Annotated in this window: 10 protein-coding genes, 2 pseudogenes and 1 riboswitch; of the genes and pseudogenes, 5 read left to right on the top strand and 7 right to left on the bottom strand. The window is 71.2% G+C overall.

Features of this window, described 5'->3' with window-relative positions:
• Positions 1-52: 52 nt before the first annotated feature.
• From H5J30_RS06325 to H5J30_RS06310, 4 genes are all read right to left on the bottom strand, one after another.
• On the bottom strand, positions 53-484 hold the full coding sequence (locus H5J30_RS06325) for an ATP-binding protein (RefSeq protein WP_374100947.1): 432 nt from the start codon (positions 482-484) through the stop codon (positions 53-55).
• On the bottom strand, positions 474-857 hold the full coding sequence (locus tag H5J30_RS06320; protein ID WP_181786169.1) for an STAS domain-containing protein: 384 nt from the start codon (positions 855-857) through the stop codon (positions 474-476). Before H5J30_RS06320 ends, H5J30_RS06325 begins: the two co-directional genes overlap by 11 nt.
• Positions 854-2,068, bottom strand: a complete 1,215-nt coding sequence (locus tag H5J30_RS06315) for a PAS domain S-box protein (RefSeq protein WP_181786168.1) — start codon at positions 2,066-2,068, stop codon at positions 854-856. The genes H5J30_RS06320 and H5J30_RS06315 overlap by 4 nt, the downstream gene beginning before the upstream one ends.
• Before the next feature lie 193 nt (positions 2,069-2,261).
• Entirely contained in the window at positions 2,262-2,600 is a 339-nt protein-coding gene (locus tag H5J30_RS06310) for a MerR family transcriptional regulator (RefSeq protein ID WP_181786167.1), read from the bottom strand.
• A 606-nt stretch (positions 2,601-3,206) separates the two neighbouring features.
• Between H5J30_RS06310 and H5J30_RS36480 the strand changes: the two are divergent.
• A pseudogene (locus H5J30_RS36480) lies at positions 3,207-3,452 on the top strand (ATP-binding protein); the annotation flags it as partial.
• Between the two features lie 120 nt (positions 3,453-3,572).
• Here the strand turns inward: H5J30_RS36480 and H5J30_RS37660 are convergent.
• Positions 3,573-3,821 (bottom strand): annotated as a pseudogene (locus tag H5J30_RS37660) (ATP-binding cassette domain-containing protein); the annotation flags it as partial.
• A gap of 1 nt (position 3,822) precedes the next feature.
• On the opposite strand from H5J30_RS37660, the gene H5J30_RS06300 reads away from it, so the two are divergent.
• The 3 genes from H5J30_RS06300 to H5J30_RS06290 all read left to right on the top strand — a co-directional run bounded on the left by H5J30_RS06300 (position 3,823) and on the right by H5J30_RS06290 (position 6,974).
• A complete protein-coding gene (locus H5J30_RS06300) occupies positions 3,823-4,686 on the top strand; it encodes a hypothetical protein (protein ID WP_258563141.1) in 864 nt (287 codons plus the stop codon).
• A 176-nt stretch (positions 4,687-4,862) separates the two neighbouring features.
• Positions 4,863-5,603, top strand: coding sequence for a helix-turn-helix transcriptional regulator (locus H5J30_RS06295; protein WP_258563140.1), 741 nt, complete (start codon positions 4,863-4,865; stop codon positions 5,601-5,603).
• A gap of 461 nt (positions 5,604-6,064) precedes the next feature.
• Positions 6,065-6,218: riboswitch (cyclic di-AMP (ydaO/yuaA leader) on the top strand.
• A gap of 3 nt (positions 6,219-6,221) precedes the next feature.
• Complete coding sequence (locus H5J30_RS06290) at positions 6,222-6,974, top strand: transglycosylase SLT domain-containing protein (RefSeq protein WP_181786165.1); 753 nt, start codon at positions 6,222-6,224, stop codon at positions 6,972-6,974.
• Positions 6,975-7,100: 126 nt separating this feature from the next.
• Here the strand turns inward: H5J30_RS06290 and H5J30_RS06285 are convergent, their stop codons facing one another.
• A complete protein-coding gene (locus H5J30_RS06285; protein ID WP_181786164.1) occupies positions 7,101-9,980 on the bottom strand; it encodes a LamG-like jellyroll fold domain-containing protein in 2,880 nt (959 codons plus the stop codon).
• A 286-nt stretch (positions 9,981-10,266) separates the two neighbouring features.
• Positions 10,267-11,685: an FAD-binding oxidoreductase gene (locus tag H5J30_RS06280; protein WP_181786163.1), complete on the bottom strand. Its 1,419-nt coding sequence runs from the start codon at positions 11,683-11,685 to the stop codon at positions 10,267-10,269.
• A gap of 200 nt (positions 11,686-11,885) precedes the next feature.
• Here H5J30_RS06280 and H5J30_RS06275 point away from each other — a divergent pair.
• The coding region (locus H5J30_RS06275) for an FGGY family carbohydrate kinase (protein ID WP_258563139.1) at positions 11,886-13,420 on the top strand (1,535 nt) is incomplete at its 3' end.

Raw genomic sequence — 13,420 nt, 5'->3', positions numbered from 1 at the left:
GCGCCGACGTCCTCCTCGGCGCCGAGGGGGAAGCGGCGGTGTGCGGCTCCGGTCAGCGCCGCCACTTCTCGATCACCACCGTGGTACCGGAGCCGGGTGCCGAGGTGACCGTCAGGTCGTCCACCAGCCGCTGCGCGCCGGGCAGTCCGAGGCCCAGGCCGCCGCTGGTGCTGAACCCGTCGGTGAGCGCGGCGTCGACGTCCCCGATGCCGGGGCCCTCGTCGGTGAACGTCGCTCTGACGCCCCGTCGGCTGTCTGCTGTGACCTGTTCGGCGCGCAGCCGGCCGCGGGAGCCGGTGGCGTACTTGAGGATGTTGCGGGCCAGCTCGCTGCCGGCGGTGATCAGTTTGGTCTCATCCACCAGGCCGAGGCCGGCGCTCCGCGCCTGTGCGCGCAGGGCCTTGCGTACACGTATCAGGTCCGTCTGGTCGGAGATCACGATGTCGTCCGTGCCGGCCGCGACCGGTCCCGGCTCAGTACGCACGGCGGCGGCCGTCGCGGCGCAGCCGGGCCAGCAGTGCCAGACCCTTCTCCGCGTTGAGGGCGGTGTCGAGGTCACCCATGGGAACGCCCAGTTCCACCAGGGTGATGGCCACGGCCGGCTGGATGCCGACGACCGCCACCTCCGCACCCAGCAGCCGCACCATGGCCACCATCCGGGCGAGCACCCGGGCGATGAACGTGTCGACCACGCTCAGTCCGCTGACGTCGATCAGCATGCCGCCCGCTCCCGTGCGGGCGACCTCGCGCGTCAGGTGCTCCTCGATCCGGACGACCGTGATGTCGTCCAGATCGCCCTGCAGCGAGACCAGCAGCGTGTCGCCGATCTGCATGACCGGCCCGGCCTCGCCCGTCACAGGGCGTCCCGCAGGGAGTCCGCGGCCGGCGGCGCGCTGCCGTCGCGCTCTTCGAGGATGGCCAGCGCCAGTTGCAGCGCGTCGCGCAGCGTGTTGCGGGAGCGCAGCCGTCCCATGTCGATGCCCAGGTGGACCATGGACTGGGCGGTCTCCGGCCGCACGCCGCTCATGATGCTCTCCGTACCCATCAGCGCGGCCGCCTGCACGGTCCGCAGCAGGTGCTGCGCGACCTGGGTGTCGATGGTCGGCACGCCGCTGATGTCGAGGATCGCCACCTCGGCCTGGGTCTCGGCGATCCGCTGCAGCAGCCCTTCGGTGAGCCGGGCCGCCCGGCCGGTGTCCAGGGTGCCGATCAGCGGCAGCGCGAGCACCCTGTCCCACACCTGGATCACGGGAGTGGACAGCTCCAGGATCTCGTCGCGCTGCCGCATCAGGCGCTGCTCGGTCTCGCGGCGCTCGGTGACGTCCCGGATCGCCGCCGAGACGAGGACTCCCTCGTCGGTCTCCAGCGGGCTGAGGCTGATCTCGACGGGGAATTCGCTGCCGTCCCGGCGCAGCCCGTACAACTCCAGGCCCACGCCCATCGGGCGCATCCGGGGGTCGGCGAGATAGCCGGAGCGGTGCGCGTAGTGCTGGTTGCGGAACCGCGGCGGGACCAGGACCTCGATCTCCCGGCCGATCAGCTCCTCGCGGTCGTGGCCGAAGAGCAGGTCGGTCTGGCGGTTGGCGAGCCTGATCCGCCCGTCGGGCCCGATGATGACCATCGCGTCCGGCGCGGATTCGAGCAGTCCGTGGAAGAGGGCGTCGGTACGCCGCTGCTCGCTCGCGTCCGTGACGACCTCGGCGAAGCCGAACACGTCGCCGTTCGCGTCCCGGATCGCGGTGAGGACCGAACGCACCCGGTACCGCTCGCCGTTCTTGCGCTCCCGCCAGCCCCCGGACTCGTACCGCCCGCTCTCCCGGGCGGCCTCCAGTGCCTGCTCCGGCCGGCCCGCGGCCCGGTCGTCGGCGGGGTAGAGCACGGCGGCCGGGCGGCCCAGCACCTCGTCGTCGCCGTAGCCGTGCAGCATCCGCGCCCCGCGGCTCCAGCCTGCCACCCGCCCCTCGGCGTCGTACCTGACGATGGCGTAATCGGTGATGGCGTCGAGCAGCGACTCCAGATCGCGCAGACGGACATTCGGCTCCCGGTCCTCCGCCGCGGACTCCGTCATCTCCGGTTCCCCTCCCTCCCTCTCGGGGATCGCCGGGCTCCCCCACCCGTGCGGCGGATGCTACCCCGGGCCGGTGCTGCGCGCCGATGACCAAGAATCGTCCACCCCACGGCCGCCCGCGACAGCGCAGACTGATCCGGCTGGAAGTCGTCCTCGACCAGGGCGAGCTACGGCGGGTGGGGGGCCGGCGGTCTCAGACCGCGGGTGGGGAGGGTGATGCTCCGTCGGCGCGGCGGTATTCGTCGTTGATGCGCTGGGCTTCTTCGAGCTGGTCTTCCAAGATCACGATGCGGCAGGCGGCTTCGATGGGGGTCCCCTGGTCAACGAGTTCGCGGGCGCGGGCGGCGATGCGCAGTTGGTAGCGGGAGTAGCGGCGGTGGCCGCCTCCGGAGCGCAAGGGGGTGATCAGGCGATGTTCGCCGAGGGCGCGGAGGAAGCCCGGGGTTGTGCCGAGAAGCTCGGCGGCCCGGCCCATGGTGTAAGCCGGGTAGTCGTCGTCATCGAGGCGGCCGAACGAATCATCTGCTGTCATCGCACCTCTTGGTGAAATACGTCTGGGTGGAGTACGCGGGTGGCGTGCATCGAGGGGCCCTGGTGCCGTCTGGCACCAGGGCCCCGAAGGAACTGTTACACCATCTGCCGACCCTGACACGGCGTCGGCCTTCTGTGCGCGGACCCGATCAGGACGCTGTCGGGGCGCGGGGATCGCGGTTGCTTGACCGGAGACCACCTCACTATCGATGTCCTGCGGTACCCGGGCTCAGACGTGCGCCCGGGCGATCCTGATGGTGCCTGGCTCCTCCGTTTCTTCCCTCTGGGATCTGTCACTTGCCTACTGCTGGTGATGCGAACTGCATTTTCCGAACTGCGGTACTGCTCACGGCGGCCCTTGATCACTGCGGGCCCCCCGGTGCGGTCGTCAGTTCCGTCGCCGCCCTGACACGACCTGGCTTCGGAACTCCACCACCGCACCGTCCTGCGCACTGCAACTGCGGGTACTGCTGGCCGGCAGTTCGTCTCTGCCAGACCTTGCTGATCTCTGGTTACGAGAGAAACCATACCCACACCACCGTCCAATGTCTACTCCAGCCGACATAGATTTTCGTGTGCCCGGCAGTGAGGTGATCGACCTCGGCCAGTGACGGAAGGCTGGAGCGCCCCGGCTTGTGGGCCGACCCTCCGCTGCGCGACGTCCGTCGCCGGGCCACGCACACGCGCCCGGGACTTCCTCGGCGGGCTCCAGCCGGCGATGCCGGCCGAGGCCGCCGAGACGGTGGTCCTGGTCGTCTCGGAGCTCGTCACCAACGCCCTGCGCCACGGCGGCGGCGCCTGCACCCTTCAGCTGACCGCGCACCCGGACAGCATCGAGGTGGCCGTGCACGACCACAGGGCTGGCGGTGATCACCACGGTGGTGCGCGGCTTGCGGGCGTCGCGGTGGCGGAGTCGCCGGATGCCGTCGGCGATGACGTTTTCGGTTATCGAGTCCACGGCGGTGGTCGGCTCCACCAGTACGAGCATCTCGGGGTCGGTGCGCAGGGCTCGGGCCAGCGCGAGGCGTTGGCGCTGCCCGCCGGAGAGGCTCAACCCCCGGTCGCGCACGTGCTCGTCGAGTCCGGCGGGCTGGGCGTCGATGAACTCGCGCGCGCCCGCGGCATCGGCGGCGGGGGCGGGGTCGCACGCGACACCGCCGAGCGCGAGGTTGTCGGCGATGCAGCCCGCGAACAGGTCCGTCCGGTGGGGCTCGACGTGCACCGTGCTGGAGCACGGCTTCCTTGCCGACGGGCCCGCGTACCGGGAGGTCCTCGGCGGCTACGCCAACGTCTACGAGGTCGCCGCCGACCTCGGGATCCACCACGAGTCGCTGCTGCGGCCGGACAACCTGGTGACCACGCTGGAGCGGATGCGGACGGCCGGCACGGACGTGCCGTACATCGCAGTGGGCTGGTTGCTGCGCCGGTTCGACGGGCGGACGCCGCCGCTGTTCCGGGACCGGCTCATCTGGCCGGCCGTCCAGCTCACCCAGCGCGTCCGGCCCGACCGTGCCGTCGAGACCCTGGACTTCTACCGGGTGGTGGTGGAACGGCTGCTCGCTCTCTCCGGCCTCCCGGCGCTCACCGTGCGGACCCCGGCCCTCGCCGAGTACGGACGGGTGACCTACCTCGTCATCGGCGCGCTGGCGAACGGCAGGCCCACCGTGCTCGCCACGCTCTACCTCCTGGCCGACGGCCTTCGCCACGCGCTCGGCGAGGAGTTGGACATCGTCGACGTCGGTCACGCGCTGGGGGTGCCGCTGGTCGTCGGGCTGGACCGGCACCGTCCCGGCGAGGTGATCCGGGCCGTCCGGCGTCCGCTGACCCGCACCCCGCTGGCGGAGCTGCCGGGCCCGGATGACGTCTGCGGCGACCTGGCACGGCACGACGGCCGGCTGCTGCGCGCCGGCCGCGCCACGCTCCGCGGCAGCCTTGACGCCGGTGGCAACGTACGCGCCGCCTGCCCCGCGTGCGCCGAGAGCTTCGCCGTGTTCGGGACGGTCGTCCCCGCCCGGCGGGCCCGCTGCGCGACCTGCCCGGCCCAGGGGGACGTGGTGTTCGTCAGCGATGAGGGCCGGTTCTACTGAGACCTCACCATCAACGCGCGTGCCCGGGGCGGCACCGATCCAACGGACTTCCTCACTCCCGCCGGTGTGGGTGACGAGGGGTTCGAGGCGGGGTTGGAGGCCGTACTGTCCACGCTGCGGCACCGGCTCCGCGGGGACACTGCGGTGCTGATGGCCGAGCGGCACCCACCCCCTGGTTGCGTTCCCTGGCGGAAGGCCGCAGTACGTCACTTGAGCGGCTCGGGCACGCGTTACAGGACTACCACAGCCGTGCCATCGCGCCGTTCTGGCGGGAGCTGTGCCACCAGGCCGCCTTCGACCGGGCCGCTCGGGCGCATATGCTGGTCGAGTACGGCCTGGGCCGGCTGCTGGGCACCCTGCTTCCGGCGATGCGGTGGCAGGGGCGGACGCTCACCGTGCCGTACGGCAGGTACGACCGGGATGTGCATCTGGACGGGCGCGGCCTGCTGGTCGTGCCTTCGATGTTCTGCCGGGGGCGCCCCATCTGCCTGCGGGATCCCGGCCTGCCCCCGGTGCTGGTCTATCCCCTCGCCCCCGCGCTGAGCCGGCTCGGCCCCGCCGAGAACGCCATGGCGGGCCGGGACGACGACCTCTACGACGCGACGCCGGGGCGGCGGGGCCCGGCGGGGGTGGTACGGCAGTTGACACGGCGGGAGCAGCAGGTGCTGGCGCTGATGGCCGAGGGGCGCTCCAACGAGGCGATCACCCAGCGTCTGGGCGTCTCCGACAAGACGGTGGAGACACACGTGCGGAACATCTTCGCCAAGCTGGAGCTGAAGCCCGATCTCGCCGACCACCGGCGGGTGCTGGCCGTGCTGGCCTATCTGCACAGCGGGCTGCTCCCGGCCCCCGCGCGACCGCACCCGAGACGCGGGGAGGCGGGCGGGGAGGGAGTCGTGGAACTCCTCACAGAATGACCTCCGAGGTGACGGGAGTGCTCCAGGACGCGCCGCACGGTGGCAGCCGCCGCCTCCGGAGACCTGCGCGACGACGGACGCTGACGAGATCGACGATCCGCGCGAACACCCGGCTGCCGCATGACCAATAATCAGCTGACTTGTCGGATATCCCCCGGCACCACTACGCACCATTTGATGGATTCACCCCCGATCGCCCCGTCATGTACTTCCGGCCGATCGGACCCCCTGCGTCCGGTGATACGAATCACGTTCGGCCGCGGCGCACCGGCCGTGGAATTCACAGTTTCCTTATTCCGAACGCGAGTTGCGTTCCCCTTCGCTTTCCACGGCGGCACTCGACTCGGCTCCGGGCCGGTCTCGCATTGATCAGACGAGTTCCGCGACTTGTCCGCACCGGAAAGTCATGCTTAAGTCTGCGCCAGCCGGATGGACGCCGAATCCTGCCGCCACCCGGAACCGTTCCCTAACCACCCACGGCAGGAGCGGGGGACCCATAGGTAAGGCGCCGGTCCGGGATTCCGGAACGGCTTGGGGTGAAGTCGCACCTTGGTGCGGCCGGGCAGCTCCTGCCCGAACCCGACAGCTCACCTCGCAGGCGCAGGAGGAGAAACACCCATGCCTGCAAAAGGTAAGCATCGCCGTCCCAAGTCGGGACTGATCCGCCATGGCGTCACTTTCGCCGGTGTCAGCGGCGTCGCGATCGCCGTCCCGCTGATGGGCGCGTCCGCGGCCTCCGCGGCCGGATCGGCGCCGCAGTCCGCCCACCAGACCGGCGTACGCGCCGAGGTCGCCGCCGCGGGGACCGCCAAGGCCGAAGCGAGCACGTATGCCGTGGTCGCGGGAGATTCCCTGGCGAAGATCGCCGACCGGCAAGACGTGCCCGGCGGCTGGCAGAAGTTGTACGAAGACAACCGCGAAGCCGTCGGCGGCGACCCGCACTTCATCCTCCCGGGCCTTGAACTCGCGCTCGGCGCGAAGGCCGCCACGGGCGACTCGGCGGAATCCGACTCGGACACGAAGACCGCCACCGCGTCCCTCACGAGCTACCCCGACAACCTCGACGGCTGGATCAGGGAGTCGCTCGACATCATGGCCGAGCACGGCATCGCCGGGACCTACGACGGTATTTACCGCAACATCATGCGTGAGTCCGCGGGCGACCCGCAGGCCATCAACAACTGGGACTCCAATGCCGCGGCGGGAACCCCTTCCAAGGGCCTGCTCCAGGTGATCGCTCCCACCTTCGAGGCTTACCACGTGCCGGGCACCTCCACCGACAGCTTCGACCCGGTGGCAAACATCACCGCCGCGTGCAACTACGCCGCCGACCGGTACGGGTCGATCGACAACGTGTACGGGCCGTACTGATACACCGGAGAGCGCCGGGAATTCACGGCCCGGCGTACTGCGGCGGGCCCGCTCCGGGAGAGAATGCCGGAGCGGGCCCGCCGTCGGAGCCGCGCGGGTCTTCGGGTCCGAGGCATTCCCGCCCCCTCAGGTCAGTGACAGCCCCTCCGGTCCGCTGGTGATCGTATGGCGTCTGCCGTCGAGGACGACTCCGGACAGGGTCGCCGTGATCCCTCTGGGGACCGCGGCGTCGCGCAGTCCGGCGGTGGTTCCGTCGGGGGTGCAGCCGAAGAGGTCGGTGATGATCACGTCGGCGAAGGCGCCGCCGGCGAGGTTGTTGAAGCACTGGAGGCCGCCCGGTGAGGCGATGACCGCATGAGGGGAGGCGGCCTGTTCGGAGAAGGCCAGCGCCGCGCCCAGGCCCTCCCTGCCCGCGGCCCACGTCGCGCCTTCGACGGCGCACTCCTGATCCGTCACGGCTTCGGTCGTCGTGGTGCCGTGTCCTTCGTCGAAGGGCAGGCGGAGCACCAGCGAGGTGTCGTCGGCGCCGGTCGAGGAGGTGGTGGCGGCGTAGAGGGTGTGGATCTCCGCGGCCGGGAGAGCCCGGGCGTACACACGGGCCTCGTCGAGGCTGCCGGTGAAACGGCGGCTTGGGTCGCTCGGGCAGTTCCCCGTGACCAGGTGGGTTCCGGAGGACGGTGTCGGCGTACCCGTGACCGGTCGGGCGGCCCGCGCCGCGCCGTCGACGTAGATCTGCAGCTGTTCCCCGTCGTAGACACCCGCCACGTGATGCCATCCCTCGGCGGGGACCATGTCCGACGTCCGCACTTCGGTGAAGCGGCCGTCGAGGGCGACGACGAAGGAGATCTGGCCGCCGGCACCACCGCGAAGCGCGTAACCGCTGTCGCGGCTGCCCCATGAGTCCTTGGCGAGGATGCTGCCCTGCCAGACCTCGGTGGGCCACTGGGACGGGTTGATCCACGCGGAGACCGTCATGGCCCCGGTGGGGTTCAGCGCCGGCCTGTCGGCGACGGATACGCCCGCGAGCCGGAGAAACTGGTGGGACTGGCTGAACGGGCCCTGGCCGGTCACCCCTGCGAAGCTCCTCAGCTGCGCCAGGAGCGCCGGGTAGTCGCCGAACCGCGCGAAGGTCTGGGCGGTGAGCGCGGGCCAGGAGTCGTAGGCACCGGTGGTGCCGTGGTCGGTACGGCTGACGGGCGCCTGGGAGTCGGACAGGGACAAGGCCCGCATCCAGTCCCCCACGAGCAGTTCGGTGGTGGCGAAGTGCTTCATCTCGGCCTTCTGCGCTTCGGAGAGCGCCGGCGCGAGCAGCCGTCCCGCGATGGCGAAGTCGAGGACCGTGCGCACCGCGGCGGTGGCGCCGTCGTTGTCCCTGCAGTTCCAGACCCCGCCGTTCCCGGGGTCGTACAGTGCGAGGACCTCCTGCCGCAGGTGGTCCGCCTTGCCGGTGAGGTCCTCGGCTGCCGCCTCGTCTCCCGTACGGCGGCACAGCTCCGCGGCCTGCTCCATCATCCAGACGTTGCCGGCGTTGAACGACGCCACTTGGTGCGTGTACTTGGGCAGGACCTCCAGGAGGTTGTGGTTCTCGCCGTAGTCGGCCAGCGACTGGCCCTGCGGCACCAGGCTCTCCCAGTGTGTGGCGATGGATCTCAGGTGCTCCTGAACGGTCCTGCCCGTCCCGGGGACCTCGGTGCCGAGGAAGGCCAGGTCCCCGCTGTGGTGGACGTAGTTGAGCGTCGTGGTGAAGACACTGAGGTCGTTGGCGCTGTACCAGGGACCGACCGTCCGGCCGGACACCCAGTCGATCGCGTAGCCGGCGTAGATGTCCTTGGAGATCCAGTAGGCGGTCTTCGCCTTCATCATCTGCGGGTCGAGCATGGCCAGGATGACCGAGCAGTAGGAGGTGTCCCAGAAGTAGGTGACCGTGGCGGCCCACTCCGGCGATCCGGTGACGTAGACGCGGTCGAGTCCTTCGAAGCCCTCGGCGGGACGGCCCAGAACGTCCGAGAAGGCGGGCGAGAGGTTGGTGCGCTCGCATACGAGCACCGAGAGGATCGCCATGTAGTACAGGCGGGCGATGTCGGCGTCGTCCGTACGCAGGACCGGCAGGAATCCCGAGTAGTGCCGGTTGCCGGGGGTGAACGCCTCGCGCCAGCGGCTCCGCCACTTCTCCGCCGCGGTGCGGAAGACCGCCTCGAACCCGCGGATCGCGGCCCTTCCCGCGGCCAGCGTGTCCCCGGCGTCGGCGAGGTCGGCGAGCGGGCTGCCCGTCGAGGTCCGACCCACCTCCATGGCGATGTCGATCGTCACCGACCGCCCCGCCGCTACGGACCAGCGAGCACTGCCGCCGTCCGGTCCCACGGTGAGCGCCGGCCCCGGGGCGAAGGCGAACACCGTCACCGCGGATGAGTGGCTGTCGGATATCAGCAGGTCGCCGCGGACCTGGTGGGTGGTGAAGGTGTGGTCGCCGCCCGGCCGCGGGGGGTCCCAGGCCCACGTGGCCGGCATCGCTCCACGGGCGATGCGCGCGTTGGCGTCGACCGTCACCTCCGCGGCCGCCTCCGTGGGGTTGGCCACCGTGATGCGCAGGAGCAGCGTGTTGCTTTCGAAGGCCGGCCGGGTGGCCGTGCGGACCTCCACGCCGGATGCGGTGGCCCCTTTGCGCGTGATCTCGTACGCCGACCATCGGACGGCGCCGGTGGGGACCGGCACACCGTCGATGCTCAGCACACAGGAGTCACCACCGTCGTCGAGGTAGGGCGCGAGCGTGAAGTTGCGGATGGCCAGCACGTTGCCGCCTGTCCCCACCGCGCCCCAGAAGTTGCTGACCGCGGGCCAGTGCGCGACCTCCCGCCGGGGCAGCCAGGCGCTGGTCAGCGCGTCCAGGCGAGGCGGCCGGCCGGGCGCCGCCGCAGCCTGTCCCGCCGTGAAGAAGGGGGTGGCGACCGCTGCCGCCCCGACCCCGGCCGAACGGCCGAGGAAGGAACGGCGGTTGATTCCGGGCATGGCTGACTCCGATCGCAGCGCACGGGTGAGGTGTGGAGCCTTCGCGGTGTCGCGCTCGCGCCGTTCGTGGTACGCGGCCGGGGAGAATTCTGCGCGCCGTCGGCACCGCCCCTCCGCGTTCGCCGGCAGCGCACGACCGCCTTCCCGGCGGGACGTCCACTGATCAGGTTATCGATAACATGGCGCGATAGACGAGGAATCTAGAGCGCCATCGTGTCCACGTCAAGAGCACACCCCCACCGGCCCACTCCCCCCGCTGGGCAGCACGCCGGGGCCGGTCGGCCGGTCAGAGACCCGCCTTGCCCGGGTTCATGATCCCGGCCGGGTCGAGGGACTTCTGCAGGGTGCGCATGAGATCGAGACCGGGCCCAAGCGCCTCCCGCATCCACGGGGCGCGCTCCAGGCCCACCCCGTGGTGGTGGCCGATGATCGCACCGGAGCGCAGGCTCTCCTCGATCACGGACGCCCACACGGCGTCGTACGCGGTCATCGCCTCCTCGTCCGAGGCGAACTCGCCGCGGACGATGGCGTACAGCGCTGCGCCCTGGTCGTAGACATGGCTGACGTGCGCCATGAACTCGTCCATGTGCGGCGCCGCGGCCTGCTTGAGGCGCTCGTAGAGGCCCGGGAGCTCCGACCAGGTGGCGGTGACCTCGATCGCCTCGGCGACACCGCCCGTCCTGCCGACGGCGTCGGTCGACCAGGAGTAGTCGAAGCGGCGCTGCTCCCAGTTCACGCCGGGCTCCGGCCCGAGGACCTCGCCACCGTGCTCCTCCACGTGCCCGAGGGTGATCTTCTCCTGGGCCGCGACGAGGTCGGGGGCGCCGTCGAACGCGAGGATGGTCAGCCAGCCGGGTGTGCCGGCGAACTTGGCGTGCTTGGCGGATGCCTCGACGGGATCGTAGATGCGTACCACCGCGGGGCGGACGCCGTCGATCAGGGAACGGCGCACGGCTTCCAGCGCCTGCTCGAAGGTGGCGAAGCGGGCCGAGTTGAACCGGCGCTCCGCGGGCTGGGGAACCAGCTTGAGGGTGACGTGCGTGATCACGCCGAACATGCCCTCGGACCCGATGAACAGCTGCTTGAGGTCGGGCCCGAGCGAGGCGCGCGGCTGCGAACGGGTCTGCACGACCTCGCCGCCGGGAAGCACGACCTCAAGGTCTCCGGTGCGGTCCTCGATGTTCCCGTACAGCGACGAGAACGTGCCCGATCCCCGCATCGTGAGGCACCCGCCCACGGAGGCGAGGTAGTACGACTGCGGGTAGTGGCCGATGGTCAGGCCCGAGTCCTTGATCGCCTCGTCCAGCTCGGACAGCCGGACACCGGCACCGACGGTGACCGTCCGGTTGGTCACGTCGACCTCGCCGACTGTGTCGAAGTGCGCCATGTCGAGGACGACGCCCCCGCGCACCGGGATGCCCGCGCCGACCGTCCCCGATCCCAGGCCGCGAGGCGTCACGGGAATGCCGTGCGAGGTCGCCCAGCGCATCACCCGCGACACCTGGTCGGTGGTGGTGGGCCGGACGACCAGCGCGGCGGTCGCGAGCGGGGCGTCGCCCGCCTCGGCCTTCCTGCTGCGAACCGATGCGTCCGCGGACATGGCGCGAAGCTCCGCGGGGGCGGAGACCAGAATGGCCCCGTCGACAGTGGCGCGCAGGTCGTCCAGCGCCTCCTGCGGGACCGTGGCGATGGCACCGGTGGTCATTGCTGCTCCCTACATACGTCGTCACATACGTCGTCGATCGCTCGGGGCGGCGCCTGGGCCGCCGACCGCTTCACCACCTTCGCCCGCCGCCGGTGCCGACCGTCAAAGGCGTTGACACCCGGCGTCAATCCGGGCCCGCGAACGGGTCCTCGTTGTCACGGCGTGGCAATGTCCTTGCATCCCGGCACCACGCTCCGATCATGGCGAGGAACCGGCGGCGCAGCACCGCAGGCCGGTACCACGACGCGGTGGAGGAGAACATGGGCACACGCCACGTCCTCGTGCTCGACGAGGGCACCACGAGCACCCGGGCCGTACTGTTCGACGACCGGTCCCAGGTCGTCGCGAGCAGCGCGCTCCCCCTCATGATCACGACGCACGCCGACGGGCGCGTCGAGCAGGACGCGGCGGAGCTGTGGTCGGCTTCCCGGTCCGTGATCGGCGAGGTGGTCGCCACCGCCCAGGACGGCGGCCTCGACATCGCCGCGCTGGCCATCGCGGTCCAGCGCACCACCACGGTGCTCTGGGACGCGGAGACCGGGCAGCCCGTCGCCCCGGTCGTCAACTGGCAGGACACCCGCGCGGCCGCCCGCGCGGCCCAGCTCTCCGCCGAGTGGGCGGGGCTGGCGAAGGCGACCACGGGCCTGGTCCTCGGAGCCGCGCACCTCGGCCTCCACCTCGACGCACTGCTCACCGGGGACCCCGCCCTGCGCGACCTCGCCGAGCAGGGCCGACTGCGCGCCGGGACCCCGGAGAGCTGGATCATCTGGAACCTGACCGGCGGAACCGACGGCGGCGTCTTCGCGACCTCCACCTCGTGCGCGGGCTCGACGGGCCTCCTCGACCTGGGTACGGGCCGGTGGTGGCAGGCGCTCCTCGACGAACTCGGCATCCCGGCCGCCGCACTCCCCCGGGTGCTGTCCGAAGACGCCGACTACGGCACGACCCGCCCCGGGCTCGTCGGAGCGCGGATCCCGATCACCGGTGTCCTCGGCGACCAGCAGGCCGCGCTGTACGGCCACGGCGCGTTCCAGGCGGGCACGGTGAAGTGCACCCACGGCACCGGCAGCTTCATCAACTTCCACATCGGGCACGACCCCATGGACGCCGGGGACGGCCTCGACTGCCGCGTCGCGTGGACCACCGCGGGCTCCCGTGCGTACATGCTCGAAGGAGGGTCCTTCGTCACCGGCAGCGCGGTCGACTGGATGGTCCACCAGCTGGGGGTCCTGCCCGCGGCCGACCGGATCGACTCGGTGTACGCCGAGGGCCGGGCGGACTCCGGGCTCATCAGCATCCCGGCACTGGCGGGCTTCGCCGCTCCGCACTGGGACGCCACGGCGCGCGGCATGATGATCGGCTTCAACCGGGGCACGACCGCCGCGGACGTGGTGCGCGCGACCGTCGACGGCACCGCCCACACCGTCGTCGACATCATCGAGACGATGGCGCGCAACGCCACGACCAGCCCGACCGCTGTGCTGGCGGACGGCGGCCTCAGCCGCTCGGACGCGCTGCTCCAGTCGCAGGCCGACCTGCTCCAGATCCCCGTGGTGCGGGCCGCACAGGCCGAGTACGTCACCGCGCGCGGCGCCGCCTGGTGCGCGGGCATCGCACACGGCGTATGGGCCGGGGAAGAGGCGGTGAGCGCCACGATGGCCGAAGGGCGGCAGTTCACCCCGCGGATGAGCCCGGAGGAGCGGAACATCCGCCGGCGGGCCTGGCAGGACGCGGT

Origin of the sequence: Streptomyces phytophilus, assembly GCF_013870535.1 — a bacterium.
GTDB lineage: Bacteria > Actinomycetota > Actinomycetes > Streptomycetales > Streptomycetaceae > Streptomyces > Streptomyces phytophilus.
Note: the sequence above shows the minus strand (reverse complement) of the source record. Positions and strands in the feature narration are given on the sequence as shown.

Coding starts and splice junctions, on each gene's coding strand:
- H5J30_RS06285 (WP_181786164.1), bottom strand. CDS start 9,980: ATGCCCGGAATCAACCGCCGTTCCTTCCTCGGCCGTTCGGCCGGGGTC.
- H5J30_RS06310 (WP_181786167.1), bottom strand. CDS start 2,600: ATGACAGCAGATGATTCGTTCGGCCGCCTCGATGACGACGACTACCCG.
- H5J30_RS06290 (WP_181786165.1), top strand. CDS start 6,222: ATGCCTGCAAAAGGTAAGCATCGCCGTCCCAAGTCGGGACTGATCCGC.
- H5J30_RS06280 (WP_181786163.1), bottom strand. CDS start 11,685: ATGACCACCGGTGCCATCGCCACGGTCCCGCAGGAGGCGCTGGACGAC.
- H5J30_RS06315 (WP_181786168.1), bottom strand. CDS start 2,068: ATGACGGAGTCCGCGGCGGAGGACCGGGAGCCGAATGTCCGTCTGCGC.